The sequence below is a fragment of the Nocardia sp. CA-120079 genome (genome assembly GCF_050955745.1).
GTDB lineage: Bacteria > Actinomycetota > Actinomycetes > Mycobacteriales > Mycobacteriaceae > Nocardia.
Map to the genome: position 1 here is coordinate 509,597 of NZ_CP192088.1, position 21,556 is coordinate 531,152.

15 protein-coding genes and 1 tRNA gene are annotated in these 21,556 nt (G+C 64.7%); 9 read left to right on the forward strand and 7 right to left on the reverse strand.

Features of this window, described 5'->3' with window-relative positions; genetic code table 11:
* Positions 1-51 precede the first annotated feature (51 nt).
* From ACQPYR_RS02385 to ACQPYR_RS02395, 3 genes are all read left to right on the forward strand, one after another.
* The gene (locus ACQPYR_RS02385; RefSeq protein WP_387294274.1) at positions 52-237 is read left to right on the forward strand and encodes a DUF4244 domain-containing protein; all 186 of its coding nucleotides are present in this window, start codon (positions 52-54) and stop codon (positions 235-237) included.
* A gap of 62 nt (positions 238-299) precedes the next feature.
* Complete coding sequence (locus ACQPYR_RS02390) at positions 300-614, forward strand: TadE family type IV pilus minor pilin (protein WP_364479634.1); 315 nt, start codon at positions 300-302, stop codon at positions 612-614.
* 29 nt (positions 615-643) lie between these two features.
* The gene (locus ACQPYR_RS02395) at positions 644-1,324 is read left to right on the forward strand and encodes an Rv3654c family TadE-like protein (RefSeq protein WP_433627067.1); all 681 of its coding nucleotides are present in this window, start codon (positions 644-646) and stop codon (positions 1,322-1,324) included.
* A gap of 332 nt (positions 1,325-1,656) precedes the next feature.
* Here the strand turns inward: ACQPYR_RS02395 and ACQPYR_RS02400 are convergent, their stop codons facing one another.
* A complete protein-coding gene (locus ACQPYR_RS02400) occupies positions 1,657-3,975 on the reverse strand; it encodes a DEAD/DEAH box helicase (protein WP_433627069.1) in 2,319 nt (772 codons plus the stop codon).
* Positions 3,976-4,474: 499 nt separating this feature from the next.
* Here ACQPYR_RS02400 and ACQPYR_RS02405 point away from each other — a divergent pair, with 499 nt between their 5' ends.
* The 6 genes from ACQPYR_RS02405 (at position 4,475) to ACQPYR_RS02430 (ending at position 13,709) form a co-directional block, all read left to right on the forward strand.
* Positions 4,475-4,681 carry a cold-shock protein gene (locus tag ACQPYR_RS02405; protein ID WP_011206895.1) on the forward strand — a complete coding sequence of 69 codons (207 nt, stop codon included), beginning with the start codon at positions 4,475-4,477 and terminating at the stop codon, positions 4,679-4,681.
* Between the two features lie 353 nt (positions 4,682-5,034).
* Positions 5,035-7,833 carry a type I DNA topoisomerase gene (topA, locus tag ACQPYR_RS02410; RefSeq protein ID WP_433634982.1) on the forward strand — a complete coding sequence of 933 codons (2,799 nt, stop codon included), beginning with the start codon at positions 5,035-5,037 and terminating at the stop codon, positions 7,831-7,833.
* A 67-nt stretch (positions 7,834-7,900) separates the two neighbouring features.
* The gene (locus tag ACQPYR_RS02415) at positions 7,901-8,404 is read left to right on the forward strand and encodes a DinB family protein (RefSeq protein WP_433627071.1); all 504 of its coding nucleotides are present in this window, start codon (positions 7,901-7,903) and stop codon (positions 8,402-8,404) included.
* A gap of 59 nt (positions 8,405-8,463) precedes the next feature.
* Positions 8,464-9,669 carry a DNA polymerase III subunit delta' gene (locus ACQPYR_RS02420; RefSeq protein WP_433627074.1) on the forward strand — a complete coding sequence of 402 codons (1,206 nt, stop codon included), beginning with the start codon at positions 8,464-8,466 and terminating at the stop codon, positions 9,667-9,669.
* Positions 9,670-9,986: 317 nt separating this feature from the next.
* Entirely contained in the window at positions 9,987-13,229 is a 3,243-nt protein-coding gene (locus ACQPYR_RS02425) for a protein kinase domain-containing protein (RefSeq protein WP_433627076.1), read from the forward strand.
* Positions 13,230-13,633: 404 nt separating this feature from the next.
* Positions 13,634-13,709: transfer RNA gene (locus ACQPYR_RS02430), tRNA-Thr, on the forward strand.
* 100 nt (positions 13,710-13,809) lie between these two features.
* Here ACQPYR_RS02430 and ACQPYR_RS02435 read toward each other — a convergent pair.
* From ACQPYR_RS02435 to ACQPYR_RS02460, 6 genes are all read right to left on the reverse strand, one after another.
* Positions 13,810-15,099 (reverse strand): site-specific integrase, encoded by a 1,290-nt coding sequence (locus tag ACQPYR_RS02435; RefSeq protein WP_433627079.1) that lies wholly within the window; start codon positions 15,097-15,099, stop codon positions 13,810-13,812.
* 303 nt (positions 15,100-15,402) lie between these two features.
* Positions 15,403-17,100: a replication initiator gene (locus ACQPYR_RS02440; protein ID WP_433627082.1), complete on the reverse strand. Its 1,698-nt coding sequence runs from the start codon at positions 17,098-17,100 to the stop codon at positions 15,403-15,405.
* Complete coding sequence (locus tag ACQPYR_RS02445) at positions 17,097-17,324, reverse strand: hypothetical protein (RefSeq protein WP_433627085.1); 228 nt, start codon at positions 17,322-17,324, stop codon at positions 17,097-17,099. Before ACQPYR_RS02445 ends, ACQPYR_RS02440 begins: the two co-directional genes overlap by 4 nt.
* Positions 17,321-18,787 (reverse strand): FtsK/SpoIIIE domain-containing protein, encoded by a 1,467-nt coding sequence (locus tag ACQPYR_RS02450; RefSeq protein WP_433627087.1) that lies wholly within the window; start codon positions 18,785-18,787, stop codon positions 17,321-17,323. Before ACQPYR_RS02450 ends, ACQPYR_RS02445 begins: the two co-directional genes overlap by 4 nt.
* Before the next feature lie 145 nt (positions 18,788-18,932).
* Positions 18,933-19,373, reverse strand: a complete 441-nt coding sequence (locus tag ACQPYR_RS02455) for a hypothetical protein (protein ID WP_433627090.1) — start codon at positions 19,371-19,373, stop codon at positions 18,933-18,935.
* 990 nt (positions 19,374-20,363) lie between these two features.
* Positions 20,364-21,551, reverse strand: coding sequence for a hypothetical protein (locus ACQPYR_RS02460; protein ID WP_433627092.1), 1,188 nt, complete (start codon positions 21,549-21,551; stop codon positions 20,364-20,366).
* Positions 21,552-21,556: the final 5 nt, after the last annotated feature.

Here is a 21,556-nt window from a genome sequence, read left to right on the forward strand (position 1 = left end):
ACGGTGCGAATGATGCGGGATCAGGTGGTGCTCCGGCTGGGGGCCATCGGCATGGAGTTGCGGGCCCGGGTGCTGCGGGTGTTGGTCGCGGACGACGGGATGAGTACGGCGGAGTATGCGATCGGGACTATTGCGGCCGCGGCGTTCGGGGCCGTGCTCTATGGGGTGGTGACCGGGGACAGCATTGTGAACGCGCTGACGAAGATCATCGACAAGGCGTTGAATACCGCGGTCTAGCGCGGGGTAGTTGTCGATTAAACTACTGTGGTGCAACGCATCTCGGTGACGATCGGGGTGCGGTGACGGTTGAGGCGGCGATCGCGCTCGCCGCCATCGTGTTTGCGGTGGTGCTGTGCGTCGGTGCCTTGCTCGCGGCGTCGACGCAGGTGCGCTGTGTTGACGCCGCTCGCGAAGCGGCCCGGCTGGCTGCCCGCGGTGATCAAGCGAATGCGGTGTCGGCGGCGCGGCGGGTAGCTCCGCCGACCGCCGACATCTCGCTGCGCAGTGAGGGCGACCGGGTAGTCGCGGCGGTCTCCGCCCATGCTCCCCTGCTGCCCTTACTGGTCCTGCACGCCGAGGCCGTCGCCACCCGCGAGCCAGGAGCCGAGCCGTGACCAGCAACGGCCGACTAATCGACCGCGACGTGCCACCGGGCACCAGGCAGATGAAGGACAGCGACGTGCCGCGCCACCGAACCGCGGCAGTAAGGATGCCCAGTGACCGAGCAGTAGAAGCAGCTCCGCCGAACAGCCGGCCCTGCCGATCAGGCGACCACAATCACAGCGACATCGTCGACCGGAGCGCAGCACGTCGCCGCTGCGCCACCGCTGCCCGCTGGCTGGAACGCCGGTCTAGCGCGCTTACATGGACGGACAATCGAGCTGACCACGGGCGCGATGCGATTGCTTCCAAGGGTGCGGCCCGCCTCGATGAAGTGGAGCAGGCCCGCAAAGCGAATGCGGTCGGTGTGGTGCGGCGGGATGAGGGCGTTGCGACGGTGTTCGCCTGCTCGGCGCTGGCTGCGCTGATCGGCGCGACGCTATTGATCGCTCAGGTTGGGGCGGTCGTTGTGGCGCGACATCGGGCGCAGGCTGCGGCGGATTTGGCGGCATTGGCGGCGGCAGGGGAACTCGCGCGCGGGGCCGATGTCGGATGTGCGGAAGCCGGGGAGATTGCGCGACGGATGGGTGTGCGGATTCAGCAGTGTGAAGTCGTGCAGTGGGATGCGACCGTCACTGTTGAAGGGAATGTACCAATGGGTCTGTTAGGAAAGCGGACTGTTCGCGCGGTTGCTCGTGCCGGACCTGTAGAAGTCGAAGCGTGACCGGTACGTACTTACACTCGCCAGTGGTACTTCACGATGCCGGAATTCGGTAATTGCGATGCTCGAATAAATACGCCATTGCCTCAATTTACTTGGTAACCGCAGAACGCAATCGAATGAATCTGCACGTCGGGTGGTAATGGCCGTGGCAATACCTCAGTTAACATGAATCTAATCCTCTTTATTCGGCGGTCCGACACGCCCGGCGCAGCACGGCGAGGCACGCCGACACGCGCCTATAACCCCTGGTGACCACCCGGAAACGTGGACAAGTGATCGCGTTCTGGGGTCGGCGCTGTCACGAATCGAGCGCGGCGCGTTCGCCGTGCCGCTCAGTTGCCCGTATCGGCGGCCAATTCGCCCAGAACCGCGGTCAGCAGGCGGGCCGCACCGGCCTTGTCCAGTGGATGGTTGCCATTTCCGCACTTGGGCGACTGCACGCAGGACGGGCACCCGACCGCGCAGGTGCACGTCTCGATCACCGCGAGTGTGGCCGACAACCAGTGCTGTAGCTGTGCGAACCCGCGTTCGGCGAAGCCCGCACCACCGGGCTGTCCGTCATAAACGAACACTGTCGCCAGTCCGGTATCCGGATGTTCGGCGGTCGAAACACCGCCGATATCCCACCGGTCGCACGTCGCGACCAGTGGCAATAGGCCGATCGCGGCATGTTCGGCGGCGTGCAGCGCACCCGGCACCCGTGGCGTATCCAGGCCTGCTGCGGCCAGCAGCTCGGGTGTGACCGTGTACAGCACCGCGCGCGTCGGCAGCGTCTGCTCCGGCATATCCAGCTCGACGAGGTCCAATACCTCGCCGGTGCGCAGCGTGCGCAGATACCCGATCACCTGACTCGTGACTCTGACCTGCGCCAACGCGGTCGTCACCCGGCCGTGGCGGCGCTGTTCGGTCACCGTGTCGACGGCGATGGAAGTGACCTGTCTGGCGCTGGTGGTCCAGCCGGGATCGGTGCTGCGCACGAAGGCCACTCCGCCCTCGAGATCCAGCTCATCGACCAGGTAGGTATCGCCTTGATGCAGGTGAACGGCCCCCTCGTGCAGCGTCGCCCGCGCGCGCCCGGCATCGGCCGTGCCGAGCAATCTGCCGGTCTCGCCATCCACGATGGCAATGGGTGTGCCGATGCCACCGCGCACGTCGACGGCATCGTGCGGCTGCGCCTCGGCCGTCGCGAACCAGCGCGCGCTACCGTCGCGCACCGCACCGTTCCGGCGTCGAATCAACCCCTGACCTGCGAGATCGGCGAGCACCCCACCCGCCCCGAGCTCGTCGACCTCAGCATCGGTTAGCGGGAGTTCCAGCGCCGCGCACAGCAATTGCGGACCAAGTACATAGGGGTTGTGCGGGTCGGTGATGGTGGCCTCGATCGGCTTGTCCAGCAGCGACTCAGGGTGGTGGACCAGGAAGGTGTCCAGCGGATCGTCCCTGGCCACCAGCAGCACCAGCGATCCCTGCGTGCGCCGGCCCGCGCGCCCCGCCTGCTGCCAGAACGAGGCGACCGTGCCCGGAAAACCCGAGATCACGACCGCGTCCAGCCCCGCTATATCGACGCCGAGCTCCAGCGCGTTCGTAGTGGCAGCCCCCAGCAGCGAACCGTCCGACAGCGCGGCCTCCAGTTCGCGCCGATCCTCCGCGAGATAACCCGCCCGATAGGCGGCGACCCGTTTGCTGAGCTCGGGATCGACGTCGGCGAGCAGCCTGCGGGCCTCGATCGCGGTCAGCTCGGCGGCCCGCCGTGACCGGACGAATGCGAGCGTGCGCGCGCCTTCCACCACCAGATCGGCCATGATCCTGGCCGCCTCCGACGTGGCGGATCGCCGAACCGGCGCACCGTTTTCGCCGGTCAGGGCGGTCAACAGCGGCGGCTCCCACAGTGCGATGGTGCGCGAGCCCTGCGGCGATCCGTCCTCGGTGACCGCGACGCAGGGCGCGCCGATCAGCCGGGATGCCGCGGCCGCGGGCTCGGCCGTGGTGGCCGAGCACAGTATGAATACGGGATCCGCGCCGTAATGTGCCGCGATCCGCCGCAGCCTGCGCAGCACCAGCGCCACATGCGAGCCGAATACGCCCCGGTACGCGTGGCATTCGTCGACCACCACATAGCGCAGCCTGCGCAACACCCTGGCCCAGCGCTGATGTGAGCGCAGCATGCCGACGTGCAGCATGTCCGGATTGGTGAGGATCAAGCGGGCATTGGCCCGCACCCATTGCCTGACCTCGGCCGGTGTGTCTCCGTCGTATGTGGCCGGATGGACATCCCGCAACGGCCCCTCATGCGTCAATTCCGCTATGGCCCGCAGCTGATCAGCACCCAATGCCTTGGTCGGCGCGAGATAAAGGGCAGTGGCGAGTGGGTCTTCGCGCAATGCGGTGAGCACCGGTAGCTGGTAGCCGAGCGATTTCCCGGATGCTGTGCCGGTGCTGACGACAACGTGCAGGCCGCTCGCGGCTAGGTCGGCGGTCTCGGTCTGATGAGTCCACGGCGCCTCGACGCCGGTGGCTCGCAGCGCGGCGACGACGTCGGGTGCGGCCCAATCCGGCCAGGTAGTCGCGGCTGCGGGCCGGGCGGCGAGTTCGACGACATGAGTGAGACGGGGGTCGTCATCGGGCACCCCGTCGAGGACACGATTCAGCAACGATGCCCCGTAACTTCGGCCGTTGCTGGCGCGTGGCCGCGTCGCCGGTTCGGTCGGATTCACGACTCGGACTCCGCGACACGCGCAGAAAGTGTGAAACGTGTGCGCTTGGGAAGCCCCACCTGCCATTTCGATACCAAATAGCGACCTGGGTCACAGGCTGTTTGCCAGACACTGGCTCGGTTATCCGTAAGCAAACGAACCACAAGTCTGGATTCCGGCATTGTGTCCCTCACCTGCGCATTCGCAAGATCAACTTTTTTGCAAATTGTCGGTAACTCGACTGTTGAATTGCTCGAAGACATGGTTCACTAGTTCCTGGTCGCAAGCTTCTGTGTTCGAGGGACGGATCCAAAGTCCAAACCGTCAGCAGGATCGATGTTGCGAACGCTGTGCTTGGTGCTTTCCTGCAGGGGGAACCAACAGTACAACGGTCGGAACGGACCCGGTGGATGAACCTACTTGTCCGCCGTTCCGGTAAGAAAAGAGAAGGAACAGAATGGCACAGGGAACTGTGAAGTGGTTCAACGCGGAGAAGGGGTTCGGCTTCATCGCGCCCGAGGACGGCTCCGCTGACGTCTTCGTCCACTACTCCGAGATCCAAGGGTCGGGCTTCCGCACCCTCGAGGAGAACCAGAAGGTCGAGTTCGAGGTTGGCCAGGGCACCAAGGGCCCGCAGGCCACCGGAGTTCGCGCGCTCAGCTGAGCGTCGAAACAATTCGCTCGTCCCTCACCACCGGTAACGGAGGTGAGGGACGAGCTATATCTGGGGTAAGACAAAACCGGCGTGTACCTGCGGTGCGGTCGTATCGCGATAGGCACTGCATACTGATCACCAGCGACGCAGGTACGCTCTGTGGTTCGAGTCGCAAGCGCTCGGCCACACGTCGGGTCAAGGTATAAACGTGTCTGGTGGCAACGTCCTCCCCGTCGCCGCCGCTTGCCCCAGCCGCGCACAGCGCGAAAAAGCGCCGCGCGGGTCGATAAGGAAAGGTGTATTCGCCGGTGGCAACACGAGACCGCGGTGCAGCCGACCAGGGCCGTCCCCTGCGTCGTCTCGTGATCGTCGAGTCCCCGACCAAGGCCCGCAAAATAGCGCCCTATCTGGGCCGCAATTACACGGTCGAGGCCTCGGTCGGTCATATCCGGGACCTGCCGCGCGGTGCGGCGGACGTGCCCGCCAAGTACAAGGGCCAGTCCTGGGCGCGCCTGGGCGTCGACGTCGACAACGACTTCGAACCCATCTATGTGGTCAGTCCGGATAAGAAGGCCAAGGTTTCCGAGCTCAAGAGTCTGCTGGCCGATGCCGACGAGCTCTACCTCGCCACCGACCCCGACCGGGAGGGCGAAGCGATCGCCTGGCACCTGTTGGAGACGTTGAAGCCCAAGGTGCCGGTGCGACGAATGGTGTTCCACGAGATCACCGAGCCCGCCATTCTGGCCGCCGCGGCCGATACCCGCGACCTGGACAACGATCTGGTCGATGCGCAGGAAACCCGGCGCATCCTGGACCGGTTGTACGGCTACGAGGTCAGTCCGGTGCTGTGGAAGAAGGTCATGCCGCGGCTGTCGGCGGGCCGGGTGCAGTCGGTCGCGACCAGGGTGATCGTGCAGCGCGAGCGCGAGCGGATGGCGTTCCGCTCGGCCGAGTACTGGGATATCGCGGCGAAGCTGGATGCGGGCGGGGACAACGGCGACGCCACCAATCCGCGGACCTTCGGGGCGCGACTGGTCAGCGTCGACGGGACCAGGGTCGCCACCGGCCGGGACTTCGGACCGGACGGGCAGCTCAAGGGCAATGGCGTGGTCGTCCTCGACGAGCCGTATGCCCGCCGCCTCGCCGAGGCGCTCGAGGGCGCCGATCTGGTGGTCTCGTCAGCGGAGGCAAAGCCGTATACACGTAAGCCGTACGCGCCGTTCATGACCTCGACACTGCAGCAGGAGGCGGGCCGCAAGCTGCGGTTCAATGCCGAGCGGACCATGCGGGTCGCGCAGCGGTTGTACGAGAACGGCTACATCACTTACATGCGTACCGACTCGACTACGCTGTCGGAGTCGGCGATCGCCGCGGCCAGGTCGCAGGCGACCCAGCTGTACGGCGCCGAGTATGTGCACCCGACGCCGCGGCAGTACACCCGCAAGGTGAAGAACGCGCAGGAGGCGCACGAGGCGATCCGCCCGGCAGGCGATACCTTCGCGACCCCGGGCCAATTGCATGCGCGGTTGGACAATGACGAGTTCCGGCTCTACGAGCTGATCTGGCAGCGCACGGTCGCCTCGCAGATGGCCGATGCCAGGGGCACCACGCTGACGCTGCGGATCACCGGTGTCGCGGGTACCGGCGAGGAATGCGTGTTCTCGGCCTCCGGTCGGACCATCACCTTCCCGGGCTTCCTCAAGGCCTACGTCGAGAGTGTCGACGAGGAGGCGGGCGGTCAGTCCGACGACGCCGAATCCCGGCTGCCCGCGCTCGACGAGGGCGAGCGCGTCACGGCGGTGGAGCTGAATCCCGATGGGCACAGCACGAATCCGCCCGCGCGGTATACCGAGGCCTCGTTGATCAAGACGCTCGAAGAGCTCGGCATCGGTCGACCTTCGACGTATTCGTCGATCATCAAGACCATTCTCGACCGCGGATATGTGTACAAGCGCGGCAGTGCGCTGGTGCCGTCGTGGGTCGCCTTCGCGGTCGTCGGTTTGCTGGAGGCGTACTTCGGTCGGTTGGTCGACTTCGACTTCACCGCCGCGATGGAGGACGATCTCGACGCCATTGCCGGTGGGCGCGAGCAGCGCGGAAATTGGCTGTCCAGCTTCTATTTCGGCGGCGATCACGGTGTCGAGGGTTCGGTCGCACGCTCCGGCGGTCTGAAGCGGATGGTCGGTGAGCGGCTCGATGATATCGATGCCCGCGAGGTCAACTCGATCAAGCTGTTCGTCGATGGCGAGGGGCGCGACGTCGTCGTTCGGGTCGGTCGTTTCGGACCGTATCTGGAGCGGCTGGTCGCCAATCCCGATGACCCGGAAGGGGATTCGATTTCGCAGCGGGCGAATCTGCCCGATGATCTGCCGCCGGACGAGCTGACCCCCGATGTCGCCGAGAAACTTTTCTCGACACCGCAGGAGGGACGTTCGCTGGGTACCGATCCGGCGACCGGGCACGAAATCGTCGCCAAGGAAGGACGTTTCGGCCCGTACGTCACCGAGATCCTGCCGGAGACCGCGGCCGAGGACGGACCCGCACCCGCGAAGAAGACCGCGAAAAAGGCTGCGGCGCCTAAGCCGCGAACCGGATCGCTGTTCAAAGATATGGATCTGGCGACGATTACGCTCGACGATGCGCTGAAGTTGTTGTCGCTGCCGCGCGTTGTCGGTGCCGACCCGGTTTCCGGCGAGGAGATCACCGCGCAGAACGGGCGTTACGGCCCATATCTGAAGAAGGGTACCGACTCTCGTTCGCTGCTCAACGAAGACCAGATCTTCACCGTGACCCTTGACGAGGCGCTCAAGATCTACGCCGAGCCCAAGCGGCGCGGACGCCAGGCCGCCAGTGCTGCGGCGCTGCGCGAGCTCGGGAACGATTCGGCCACCGGTAAGCCGATGGTGATCAAGGACGGGCGTTTCGGTCCGTACGTCACCGACGGCGAGACCAATGCCAGCCTGCGCAAGGGCGACGAGGTCGAATCGATCACCGATGAACGGGCCTCGGAATTGCTCGCCGATCGGCGCGCGCGTGGTCCGGTGAAGAAGACGGCCAAGAAGGCGGCGGCGAAGAAGACTCCGGCCAAGAAGGCGACGGCGGCGAAGAAGACCGCCGCCAAGAAAACCACCGCCAAGAAGACGGCCGCGAAGAAGTCCTGACGGTTTTCGTCGGTGCCTTGCCGTAGCCTCGCCCCGGTATCGAAGCTCGATCGGGAAGGGGACCGCCATGGCCATCGATCAGGAACGCGAAGATCTCATCCTCGCACTCGACAGTCAGCGCGAGCTGTTTCGAATCACCCTGCGTGGTCTGGACGAGCAGCAGGCACGGCAGCGCACCACGGTCAGCGAGCTGACTCTCGGTGGGCTGCTGCACCATGTCGTCAACTGCGAGCGGCACTGGACAAAGGTCATCGTCGAGCGCGATGAAACGGCGAAGCAGGAACTGGCCGAATTCGAGGGCGAGTATTCGATGGCGCCCGACGATACGGTTGCGGGACTGCTGGCCACTTGGGACGAGGTGGCGGAGGCGACCGCGAAGCTGATTCGCACCGAGCCGGATCTGAGCACGTCCATCCCGACCCCGACGACACCGTGGACGCCCGACCGCGTGTGGTGGACCGTGCGGTTCACGCTGCTGCACGTGTTGCGCGAGATCACCCACCACAGTGGGCACGCCGACATCATTCGGGAGGCGCTCGACGGTGCCAATACCACCTACCAGCGAGCTTGATGCGGATCCGTTCAGCCGTCCGGCCGGGGCTGTCGGGCGGGGCGGCTAGGGTGTAGCGCGTGGCGGGTGTCTTCGATCGGCTGGTTGGGCAGGATGCGGTCGAGTCCGAATTGCGGGCGGCCGCGGTCGCCGCGCGCGGGGGGACCGGCAATGGCGCGATGACGCATTCGTGGCTGTTCACCGGACCGCCCGGATCGGGGAGATCCGTTGCGGCGCTGTGCTTTGCGGCTGCGCTGCAGTGCACGGACGAAGGGGAGCCCGGATGTGGTCGGTGCCATGCGTGCACGACCACGATGGCCGGAACGCATGGTGATGTGCGGCGGGTGATTCCGGAAGGGCTGAGCATCAGCACCAAGGAGATGCGCGAGATCGTGCAGATCGCCTCGCGGCGGCCGAGTACCGGTCGATGGCAGGTGGTGCTGATCGAGGACGCCGACCGGTTGACCGAGGCGGCGGGCAATGTGCTGTTGAAGGTGGTCGAGGAGCCGCCGGATCGAACGGTATTCCTGCTGTGCGCGCCGTCGGTGGATCCGGAGGACATCTCCGTGACGTTGCGGTCGCGCTGTCGGCATGTACATCTGGTGACGCCCTCGGTGCCCGCCATCGCGCAGGTGCTGCGCGAGCGCGACAAGCTCGATGAGAAGACCGCCACCTGGGCGGCATCGGTGAGCGGCGGTCATGTGGGGCGGGCTCGGCGGTTGGCCACCGACGAGGAAGCGCGTGCTCGTCGGCAGCGGGCGTTGGCGTTGGTGGGTGCTGTCTCGCGGCCGGGTGCCGCCTACGCGGCCGCGGATGAATTGGTGAAATCCGCCGACGACGAGGCCAAGCAGATGAGTGCGGCCCGCGACGAACGTGAGCGCGAAGAATTGGCGACCGCACTCGGTGCGGGCGGCACCGGCAAAGGCGCAGCGGCTGCGACCCGAGGTTCCGCCGGTGTCCTCAAGGACCTGGAGCGCAGGCAGAAATCCCGCGCCACCCGCACCGGCCGCGATGCCCTGGACCGCGCGCTGATCGACGTCGCGGGCGTCTACCGTGACGCTCTGGCTGTCGGCTTCGGCGCCGCCCGCAACGGTTCCGGTGTCACCCTCACCCACCCCGATATGTCCGACCAGATCCACGATCTCGCCGACCGCGTCCGCCCCGAGGGCCTGCTCCGTTCCATCGAAGCCGTCCTCGCCTGCCGCGAGGCCCTCGACCTCAACGTCAAACCCCGCTTCGCCCTCGCCGCCATGGTCGCAACCCTCATCTCTGCCCAATCCGCGTGACCGCTACCACCCGTTTTCGCGATCCGACACTGAGACGACAGATTCGCCGCGCCGCCTCAGCTCAGTCGGTAGAGCGCTTCACTCGTAAGTACTAACGGTGACCAACGCATCACCGTTGGTGGCCGGGCCGGCCTAGGCCGTTCTCAGCCGGTCAAGGACAGCCCGTTCAGCACGCCACTCTGGGGCTTGGTTGCAGTCGATCGCGGAGCATATGACCGCGGTGCGAAACGACCACGAGAATCCAGTCGGTCGTTCGGCCGACATGGACCGGTCGGGATATTCTGGCAGGTGCCCGCTGGGTGAGTCATGAGTAGCCGATGGTCAAGATTGATCCGTTCAAGACGCAGCGTGATGTTGGTTTTGATGTCGTCACGGAGTTGAGGGCTGCAGGTTTCGAGAACCCGGAGGAGATCGGGCGGGGCGGATTCGGGACGGTGTATCGGTGTACCCAGCTCTCCGTGGATCGCGCCGTCGCGGTGAAGGTGCTCACGGGCGAGCTCGACGAGAATCGGGAGCGTTTCTTTCGCGAGCAACGTGTGATGGGACGGTTGACCGGGCACCCGAATATCGTCGACATGCTGGAGGCTGGTGAGACCGGAAGTGGTCGCCGGTATCTGGTGATGCCATACCATGCTCGCGGCTCCCTCGACACGCGCATTCGTCGCGATGGTCCGTTATCGCTCGGCGAAGTGCTGCACCTCGGGGTGAAGATCGCCGGTGCGCTGGAAACGGCGCATCGGGCAGAAGTCCTGCACCGCGATGTCAAGCCGGGCAACATCCTGCTCACCGAATACGGTGAGCCCGCGTTGGCGGACTTCGGGATCGCCCACGTCGCCGGTGGATTCGAGACGGCGACCAGCACGGTCACCGGTTCACCGGCGTTCAACGCGCCGGAGGTGCTCGGTGGGGACGCACCGAGCCAGGCCTCGGATGTGTACGGGCTGGGAGCGACGTTGTTTTGTGCGCTGACCGGGCATGCGGCCTTCGAGCGCCGCAGCGGTGAGCAGGTGGTCGCGCAATTTCTGCGGATCACCCAGCAACCGATCCCGGATCTGCGCGAGCAGGGAATTCCGGACGATGTGTGCGCGGTGCTCGAGGCGGCGATGTCCCGCGAACCGCGGGAGCGCCCCACCGCCGCGGTGTTGGGCGAGCAACTGCGTCAGGTGGAGCGCAATCATGGTTTCGCGGTCGACGAGATGGCATTGCCGGCCGAACCAGGAGCCGAGCATGCGGCGGTTGTGACGTCGGTGCCCGCGGCATGGGATCGTACTGGGAACCTGCCACTCGAGCTGACCAGCTTTGTCGATCGGCGGATCCAGGTAGCCGAGGTCAAGAACCTGCTGGCGGGGTCACGTCTGGTGACGCTGACCGGTATCGGCGGGGTCGGCAAGTCACGGCTGGCACTACAGGTCGCCCGCAAGGTGCGGCGGAGTTTCGCCGACGGCGTGTGGCTGGTCGGCTTGGGTGATTTGCGGGATGCGGCATTGTTGGTCGATGTCGTGGCCGCCGCCCTCGGCCTGCGAAACCAGGCTGCCCGACCGGTACTCGAGGTGCTGATGGGATTCTTGTCATCGCGCAATCTGCTGCTGGTGCTGGACAATTGCGAGCACATGATCGAGGCGGTCGCGGAGCTGACCGAGTCGCTGCTGCGAACCTGCCCGGAGGTGCGGATTCTGGCGACCAGTCGGGAGGCTCTCGGCGTCGGCGGGGAATCCATATTCGCGGTGCCCCCGCTGGGGATTCCCGATCCGACCGACAAGCCGACGCCGCGAGCGGCGGCCCGCTACGACGCGGTGACCTTGTTCGCCGAACGAGCTGCCGCGGCCGTGCCGGACTTCGAGATAACTGACGAAACCAGGCTGACCATGGCCCGGATCTGCGCCCGGCTGGATGGGTTACCGCTGGCGATCGAGCTGGCCGCGGCCCGATTGCGGACGATGTCGCCCGCGCAGATCCTGTCCCGGCTCGACGACCGGTACGCCCTGCTGACTCGTGGGAGTCGCAGTGCCCCGATGCGGCAGCAGACCCTGCGGTGGTGCATCGGCTGGAGCTATGACCTGTGCACGCCGGTCGAGCAGCGATTGTGGGACCAGCTGTCGGTGTTCGCCGGCAGTTTCGAACTCGATGCCGCCGAGCAGGTATGCGGCGCAGACCTGACCGAGGCGGAATTGCTCGACGCATTGTCCGCACTGGTCGACAAGTCGATCCTGATACGCGAGGAAACCGACGGGACGGTCCGCTTTCGAATGCTCGAGACCGTCCAGGAATACGGCAGGGAGCAAGCCGAGGGCCGCGGAGCATATTCGGAATACGTTCGGCGGCATCGGGATTGGTGCGAGCGGTTGGCGCTCACGGCAGAGGCGGAGTGGATCGGTCCGCACCAGCTGGCGTGGGTTGCGCGGTTGGAGCGGGAGCTACCGAATCTGCGGAAGGCGCTGGAATTCAGCCTGTCCGAATCGGACGACGGCGGGTTGCGGATCGCCACCGCCCTGTACCTGTTCTGGATGTTGCGTGGGCGGCAGGGCGAGGGACGCCGCTGGTGCGAACGCGCGCTCGCCCATTCGACCGGCGCGCAGACCACTATCCGCGCCAAAGCGCTGCACGCCCTGTACACGTTGGTCGTCACACAGGGGGACGTCCCGGCCGCCGCCGACAAACTGGCACAGCTCGAGAGCCTGGCCGAGCAGACAGCCGACCCGCTGGTCAGAGCCCTGCTCGCTAATATCGAGGGAGCCAATTGTCTTGCAGGCGGTGATGCCGATCTGGCTCGCGCGGCGACCCTCCTGACCGATGCCATCGACTACTACGAGGCATCCGGTGACCTCAGATTGCAGCTGGACGCCCGGACTCCGCTCGGCTGGGCTTATGCACTGAGGGGAGATATCGCGCGGGCCATCGCTTGTCACGAGAGAACACTCGCGATCACCGAATCAGCTGGTGAAACGATATTTCGGTCGTGGGAGTCGTGGGCGTTGGGTTTTGCCGTGTGGCGAAACGGGGAGCCCGACCACGCTGAACACCTTTTGCGGGAGAGTATTCGAGCGGGCCGACTGGTGTCCGATCCGCTCGTCGTGACGGCCTGTTTGGAGACATTGGCCTGGATCGCGAACCAGCAGCACCATGCCCGGCGCGCCGCGGTACTGCTGGGCGCCGCCGATACGCTGAGCCGCATCGTCGGCAGTGTCACCTTCATGTTTCCCAGTTCGCGTGTCTATCACGAGGAATGCACGCGCAGTAGTCGCGAGACGCTCGGCGCGCGAGCATTCGAGGCGGCCCATCAGGAAGGCGCCGCGATGAGTTTCGCTGCCGCAGTGGGCTTCGCGCTCGGCGGGCGTGCCGAAGCGACCGCGCGGCCCTCTCGCTCGGGAGGAAACCTGACCAAGCGTGAGCGCCAGGTCGCCGATCTCGTTGCGCGCGGTCTGACCAACAAGTCGATCGCCGCGCGGCTGGTGATTTCACAGCGCACCGCCGATGGACATGTGGAACATATCCTGACCAAGCTGGGCTTCACCTCGCGCGCACAGATTGCGGCCTGGGCCGCCGAGCAGCCCGAATTCTGACCCCCTCGGTTTCGCGGCGGGTCGGATTCGGCGATCGGGCTCGAACCGGGAAACCGACGCGAACACCTAGTTCAGTGCGAGTTTCGTCGCCGGCGTCCATGCGGCGCGGCGCGTGCGACATGATGCGGGACGCACTGGCGACGAGGTGCGCGTCGCGAGCGCAGCGGTCGCGCAATCGCCACCGATTGCGGTTTCGCAGACGGTCCGCGGAGATTCCTCTAGAGCGAGCCCAAACGGCTTGAAGGACGGCTGAGGCCGACTTGCGCCCGAATGTCGACCGGCGGGTATGGATCCGACCGAGAACTGGCCGGCCGCCCCGGCCTGGTCCGCCGTTCGCGCTCCGATGACCTCCCGTTTTCGCGATCCGACCGCCGAGACGATAGACTCGCGTGGCCGAAAGGCACGCCGCCTTAGCTCAGTCGGTAGAGCGCTTCACTCGTAATGAAAAGGTCGGGGGTTCGATTCCCCCAGGCGGCTCCATTTTCCCAGGTAGAGGCTGCTTTCAGTGGCTGTCAAGTTCTACCCATCTGGCTGAATCTCCCAACTAAGTCCCAACAAAATCGCCCAACGTGGCTGCTGATCAGCCAGGATTGCTCACCGCACGGTTCAACGCATCCGCCGCCGCGTGATGCACTCGACCACGGGCCATATACCGCCGCTGTGTCATCGCAGGATCGACGTGCCCGAGGACATCCGCCGTCACTCGCGCCGAGAGCCCAGCATCATCCAGAATCGTCGCCACAGCGCCACGGAAGCTGTGTGCCGTCACATCGTCAGGGATGCCGAGGGCATCACGAACACGCTGCCACTCGTGCCCGACGTTCTGCGGATCACGCAACGTCCACACGGCCGAGGGAAACACCAGATCCAGGTCGGCGGGTTTCCCCTCATCGGCCTTCTTCGGCGGTGACGCCAGTTTCCGCGCCGCCAAATCCTTGCGACGCCGCTTCAGCATCTCCACCACGAAGTCGGGCAGCGCAATAGCGCCCTTCCGATTCTTGGGATCATCGTCGCCGACAACGCGCACCAGGCCCTCACCCTTGACCCGCACGACCTTGCCCGTCGTGCGCAGCGTTCGGCCCGCCAGGTCGACATCCGACCACAACAACCCGAGCGCCTGACTACGACGTAGACCGGTGCCGGCGAGCAGTGTCACCCAGTCGGCCAGGTCGGCACTCTCGCAGAACTCCGCCACGGTCGGCGGGGTATATGACTTGACCGGGGTCTCCCGAATTCGCTCAGCCCTGGACAACTTTCGCGGGCAAGCTAGTTTCGACGTTCGAACAGCCGCCAGGATGAATCGGAGCTCATCCACGGTGATGTCACGAGAACCACCCGTACGGCCCTTCGGCTCGACGTTTTGCGCCAACTGAGATTCGCGTACCGGGTTCACGCTCAGGGCATCCTTGCGCACCGCATACCGGAACATCCCCGACAGAACATTACGCCCCGTCCGCATCGTTCCCGGCCCCTTGGCCTTGCCCACATCCTTCAGGAACGCCTCAACGCTCGAGGTCGTCACCTCCAACAGACGCCGACCGCCGAATGCCGTGTTGAACATCTCAGCCATGAGGTCGTAGCGCTCAACCGTCGCCGACGCGCGGCCTTGTTCGACCAGGTAGTTGCGGTACAGCGCCCACAGTTGCCGAACGGATGTGGAGTCCGATAGTTGCCCGCCAGCATCGACACGGATGGATCCGGCGACCGCCAGCACCGCATCCACGGCCCGAGACCCGTTGCGGTCCGGGATGTTCCGTCCGCGCGAGTCCAGTTTGACGGGTGATACGCGAACGACATCGCGACGTTCACCAGAGGCATCCCGAACCAACACCCGCGCTTTCCACCGGCCAGGGGAGAGTTCGGTCAGCATCAACTTGCCCGGAACACCGATCGGGCGCGCTGGCCTGCCGCGCCTCACAGGGCTGTCAGTTCGCGCGGTCGTCCTGCGCGTCGAGCGCTGCGTCTAGCGCGTTCAGGTCCCATCGGAAGTCCTTTCCGACCCGCTTCGGTCTCGGTAGCCATGGGTGCTTGCTGCGTTGACGGTTCCAGCGCCGAAGGACTTCCGGGTTCACACGGATGTGGGCGGCTGCGTCCTTCGTCGTGGCCCAGCGCCGGACTGGCTGGGAGGGTGAATCGGATTGAGCAGACACGGGATTCTCCTTGCGGGTCAAGATCAATTTTGTTGCTGACCGATAGCTGTGATGGAAGTTGCCGAAACATTTTGGTCTCCGGCATCAGGGGGAGGCGGTGCGGTGAGGACGGCCTGTTCGTACTCGGCTCGCCACGCAATCCGTTGTGCGACACCGGTCATCAGCAGGTACGCACGCGAGGGGATGCGGGTGCCGGGTGCCAGCGTCGACCACTCGTAGCGGCCCGGCTCCGGTTCGGGCTTATCGATCCCGACTGCTTTGAGCGCGCGTTGTACAAATTCGATGCGTTCGGTCTTGTGGTCGCCGAGGGTCTTTCCGGTCCAGCGTTGGGAGTTGAGTACTCGTCGTCCTGGTAGGCCGAGAGTGGTGCGTCGATGGGCGCGGGACTTGCAGCTACCGGGCACCATTCGGGATTTCGCGCCCTTGGGCACGATCCCGTACAGCAACCAGACCGCGCACCGCGGCGAACACGGTGTACGGCACAGCGCCTCATGTAGCCGGTCGTAATGGGTGTGCTGGCGTGCCGTGGTTGCGTCCAGCGCTTCGCTGACCGATTTGGTGAGGTACTTGCACAGATACCCGATATGTCGGTCTGCTTCCTTGGTCCCGGCAAGGATTCCCCGATAGTGGACTTGCGTCCCGAAACGAGCGACATGTGCGGGTTCGTCGTCGTCATCGATCGCGGCGATTGCTTCGTCCCAGGGCTGCAACGGGGTGTGGGTGTGTGGGTCGACGAAGGTCCTGCGGTCGCGGTCCCAAAGCGGTAACCGGCCCCGGTTCGGGCTGTAGAGCATCGTGGTTGGTTTGGGCCACCAGATATGGCGGTAGGTGGCTTTGGTGACCTGCTTGATGATGCGGCGGGGCACGGTGCCGCGTAGTGCGATGTGGATGTGAGGTGCGCCGCGTCGTTGGGGCTCCACAGCCGCGAAATATTGGATGTCCCAGCCGATCACGCGGCGCAGATTCTGTATCCACCGATCCACCAGGGCGGCGAAGGTGATCGCGTCCCACGCGGCCCGCTCGTAGTCGTAGGCGTCGGGATCGACAGGTGTGCCGTCGTCGCGGTGGACTGGTCCGTAGGAGTCGAGAGTGAGCGTGATGAACATCGAGGGCCGGAATCGTCCCGCGTACTCACGTCCGATCGTTCGGGTTTTGTCGATCGGGTTGCGTGGCAGGTCCGCCACATCCGAGCGTCGCCGTGTCGATCGGTTCGGCTTGTCCGGGGCGTCGGCGCCGCTGGAGTTGGGCTGCTCTGGTGCGGGTGTATTCCCGCGCATCCCCAGCGCGGTCAGTTGTTTATCAATCCAACCGATTTCGGCGTGTAGTTCGGCGGCGTCGGAATCAGCGCCAGCGTCGCGAGCGCGGTGGTGCTCGGCTACCTGGTCGGCCCGGTACTGCATCAGCCCTTCCTGGTCGAAGGTCGGCGGCCGAGCTTTGATGTCGGGTTCATGGTCGAGGTGCCAGCCTTCACGACATTGGATCGCCCGCAAGGCACGTGCTTTCCGCGCGCATGGCCCGCAGACCGATTCCATCGTGTTGCCGCACGGCACCGGGATGTATTCCACGCGTCCGGTGTGAGTGTCGGTCTGTTGCAGCACCATCGGCCGGATACACACACCGTTCTTCTCAGCGGTGGCGATCGCGATCTCATCGAAACTGGGGAGCCGTGGCGGTGGATCGGTCACCGCGGATTCGGTGTCCGTCTCGGGGTTGTCGCTCATTGACGATCACCACCGACCAGTTCGCCGCGCCCTGATCGGTGCAGAGCCGCCAGTACCGACAGCGCGTGCTCATGGCTACTTTGCTTAAATTCGGTGAATTCTGTTGCCTCACTGCCATTTTCAATGCACGCTGCTGGTGCAGTGGCTCTGATTCGTACGCGGCCTTCGCGAATGCCTGCCGCGAGACTGGCAACGACCATCCACGCGAGATCGGTGTCGTTCATGCCGCCCCGCCCTGGTCTTCGTCCGTCTCGGCAGGCTTGGTCATATCCACGATCGGTCTACCGTCCGGATCGCGGAGTAGCGGCGGGTAGGTGGCCATGATCCAGCGGATATCGTCATCAGTCACGTGGTGGGCACGGACCCTGGTGATGTCGGTGGAGCCTTCTTCTTGGACGTAGGCGACACCTGGTGTCGTTTCCGGGATTTCGTCGCACAGTGCGCCCCTGTCACGACCGGACGGCCCGAACAACATGTTCGGCTGAGTTGGTTCGGCCATACGCAGCCCCAACCGGCACGGAAACAGCTGCCTCATTTCGACCACGTCTTTTCCGGCGTCCTGGACGCACGCCACGACCGGAGCCGCGACCGCGCGAGACTGGGTCAGCACCACACCCAACAACCGCGAGATTTCGTCTTTGATCTTGCGGTCGCTGTAGTAGGCGGTCAGACTCGCGGCCTCATCGATGAGCACCACCACCAGCGGCTCATCCACGGTTGGGGAGATCTTGCGTTCCCACTTGTCCATGTAGATGTTTCCACGTTTCTGCACCAACTCCACCGCGTCCCGCAGGATCGCGACCGCGCCAGGACCGTTATCGGATGCAAAGCGCGCCAACCATTTTCGGGCGGCACCGTATTCCATACCGCCCTTCGGGTCGATCATCCACAACACCACCCAGCCTTCCCGGATAGCCGGACCCAACGCGGCGATCAACGACCACACCACCGAGCCCTTACCCGAGCCGGTCTCGCCGGCCACCAAGATCTGATTGCCCAGCAGCCGCACTTGCCATGGCGTGCCCATCTCGGTCAACCCGATCGTGAGTGCTTCCAGGTCAACGGTTTTCGGTTCCTCCCGAGGAAACGGGATCGGTTCCAAAAGTCGATCGGTGTGGATGACCTGCACCCGCACCCAGCCGGGTTCCGCGAGCCGCACGCGGACCCGCAGCGCGCCGAACGAGTGCCGCAACGCATCGGCCTGCTTGGCCCACTGCTCCGCGGTCTGCCCCTTCAACAGCTTGATCAGCAACTCATCGGCGGTATCACCGATAGTGACCGTCGCCAGCCGTGGTGTCAGCACTCCGGTATCGAGGATTGTGGTCAGCTTGTGCAGCGCGGTGAGTGTCTTCCACCCGCGCCTATAGCGCTTCCACGACAGATACCGCGACCGCATCCGCCCCCACACCCACCGCCGCCACGAGTTCGGCCACCACGCCCACCACAACACCCAGCCAGCTACCGACAACGCCGCCACCCCGACCGCGTACGGCCATCCCAGCCACCACCACACCGCCCCGACCCCCGCGACCGGGAGCGAGATCATCGGGAACAGCAACGCCCACCACAGCACATGCACCATCCCCAGCACCGCCGCTTCGAGGGTGAACATCAACGCTTGGCCGACATCGTCGAGCACCGTCGGTGTCCCATCAGGAGGTTTCTGATACTCCGCAGAACGAACCATGAGTGAACCTTTCATCAGGAAATGTCGTGAATCGCATTGCCCTACAGGCGATTAGGAAGCCGATCCGTAGGGTTATGCGCGGGGTGGGTCCGCTCACGCAGACGAGAGGACCCACCCGTCTTTGTTTGGAACTCAGCGCCGTCGATCAGGCGCTCTTGGGACCCGGGCCACCCGAGCGAGCACTGGGAGCCGGGGCGTACCCGGTGGCGCGCACGGTGTAGGCGAGGTACTTGAACTCACCCTGCCCAGCCACCCGAGGCTGAACAGTCACCCCGGTCAAGGCGATCGGACGCACAAACGGCGCGATCTCCGCCGTCGTGGGCTCGGGTTCCTCATCGGCCAGCAGCAGCACGTCATAGCTGGTGCGTGTGGCCTTCTCCTCGGCCGCATCGGTGACCTTGATCTTCCAGACCTTCGTCTTCGTCACCGGATCGAACTTCTGGGGCCCCGGCCTGTTCGGATCACCGGTGTACTCGGTGTCGGCACGAACCGGCCCGATCTGATACAGGCCCATCCGAAACCAGTCCTCGAACGACACCGGGAACCGGACCTCTTTGCGGGGGTCTTTCTGAGCTTCATTTGCCATTGGCAATCACTTCCTAGGTAAGGGGCAACAAACCCGTAGAGACACGACCGCCAGGACCGCGCCAGCAGTCAGGGACGCGGCAGCACGCACCGACCGCGCGGGGGCAACTCGCCTGGCGAACTGCGGAAACGGTCGGATCACGACCGCCGACGTAACCTGGCGCACCATGGACGCTGAGGCGCCCGATAACGTCGCGATGCGTCTCAATACGTCGTGAAAACACCTGTAGTGGTGTAGATCTGCGTGCTTATGCACTACTCTGGACACAGCAGAAACCCGTTTCTGCACAAGAATGAACAGGGGACTCTGAATGGCTGGGCTGCTACCCGTATGCCTTCTAGAGTTGTGTTTCGTTCACGCTGTCCCCTCGTTGGCGCGGGGGGACAGCCACGAAAATGTTCGGCTTAGCCGATACTCACTTCAGCGAATCTGCTTCACCTGCCTCTCATTTCAGTAATCAACATTCCATGCTCGCCCCGCGCACCCGATCTGTCCAGGCTCCCGATTTGACTATTTTTGCGTTAACGATGGGAGTGTCAAATTGCTATTCAGGACGGAGATGTTGAAAGCTATTGTGCCGCAAGCATTTTCGCCAGGGCGATGCTGACCCTCATCGCGATTTGACGATAAAATCGTCAAAATATTTGAATGCCCCCGCGGGGCAGTATGGCGGCGCTCAGCACCATTCGGTCCACCCTCTCGGGGCATTGGTCATCCTTCATCGAGTCGGCGACCGCGCCGTACATCCTTGAGGACCTGTATGATCCAGAGCACCATCGCCGCAGCACGCTATGGGCCGGACCATGTTCGTCCCGCACGAACCCCGCCCCTGGGCCGCAGTACCTGGCACATCCGCGACCAGCCGTGCCGGGGAGCCGGAATGGTGCAAACGATGTAAGTCGACACCGCCTGTCTGCCGACAGACCAGTGGTCAGGCCGGGGATGGTTGCACCGGGGATAGCAAGAGTGCGCTTCGCTCGCGTAGACGCGCTAGCCGTCCCGGTGTCGTCCTTCTCGTTCACGCTCGGAGCGTTCACGTTCGCGCTTCTGATGTATCGACCGATCCCGTTCCGCCTCGGCGCGCGTTCGCGCATGGTCGACATCGATCATCTTGGGTGGGCTGCCGCTGTTGAGCCCCAGAATGCCCATGATCTCGGGCGACAGCCCAGCCTCTTTCGCTGCCGCTCGGGCGTTCTCGCGTTCCTGTATAGCGCGCGCTAGAGCGTTTTCACGTTCCTGCTGCGGCGTTCGCTGCGGTACGTGTGGCATCGAGGGTTCTTGGACGCGTGAGGGTTTCATCTCGAGGACTACGTCTTGGCTTTCGTTGTCTCGCTCTTGCCTCAGCGCCGCCAGCACTTGTGCTTTCTGCGCATCGCTGAGGTAGCCGCCCAGGCGATCGACCATCTCCCGTGCTTGCGCTTCCTCGCGCTCGCGTGTCTCCCTGGCTTTCGGCGTAGGTTCGGCGCGTTCTCTGGCGACGGCCGGCGGTGCCGCTGGATCCCGCTCGCTTTCTCTGGCGCGCGGGTCCAGGGGATCTCGCTCAAGTGCTTTGCTCTTCGGCGGGTTCTCCCGTTCCCGCTGCTGTGGTTCCTTCTCCTGGGCCGGTTGCTCGCGTAACCGCGCTTCCCGTGCTGCCTGTTGGCGCGCCTGCCGCTGTCGCTCCTTTTGCAGGCGCGCTTGCTCACCAACGCCAGGCAATTCGAGTTGCGGACTCGGCTCCCGTTTCAACCCGCGCGCCCAAATCTCGCGGGCATCGCGCCGCGGAATGATCTGATGCGTGAACCTATCCGGGTAGTCTCGGGCCAATCCGTCGATCAGTTCCCGCACTTCTTTCGATTTCGGTTCGCCCTCAACGGTTCTCAGTAGAAGATGGTCGACAATGCCACGCTCGAGCAGGAATCGGTCCTTCTCCAGCTCCTTTCTGTCGTTATCGCCGGTCATCGACCCGGATTTATCCTCGACGCCGCGAACATGACCGTTGTCGTCGACTCTTTCCTTGTCGTAGCGACGGTAACCTTCCGGAGTCCAATACTGGCGAGACTGCGGTGGCTTGTCGTAGCCGTTCTCTCGGTCGCGGAAGAATCTGTCTGTACCGTTCTCCCAGATTCGTCCTCGGTCGTTGTTCTTGAAGTTTTCGCGGTCTCTGTCGTAGCCGTCGCCAGGCATGGCGGTATCCACCCCCG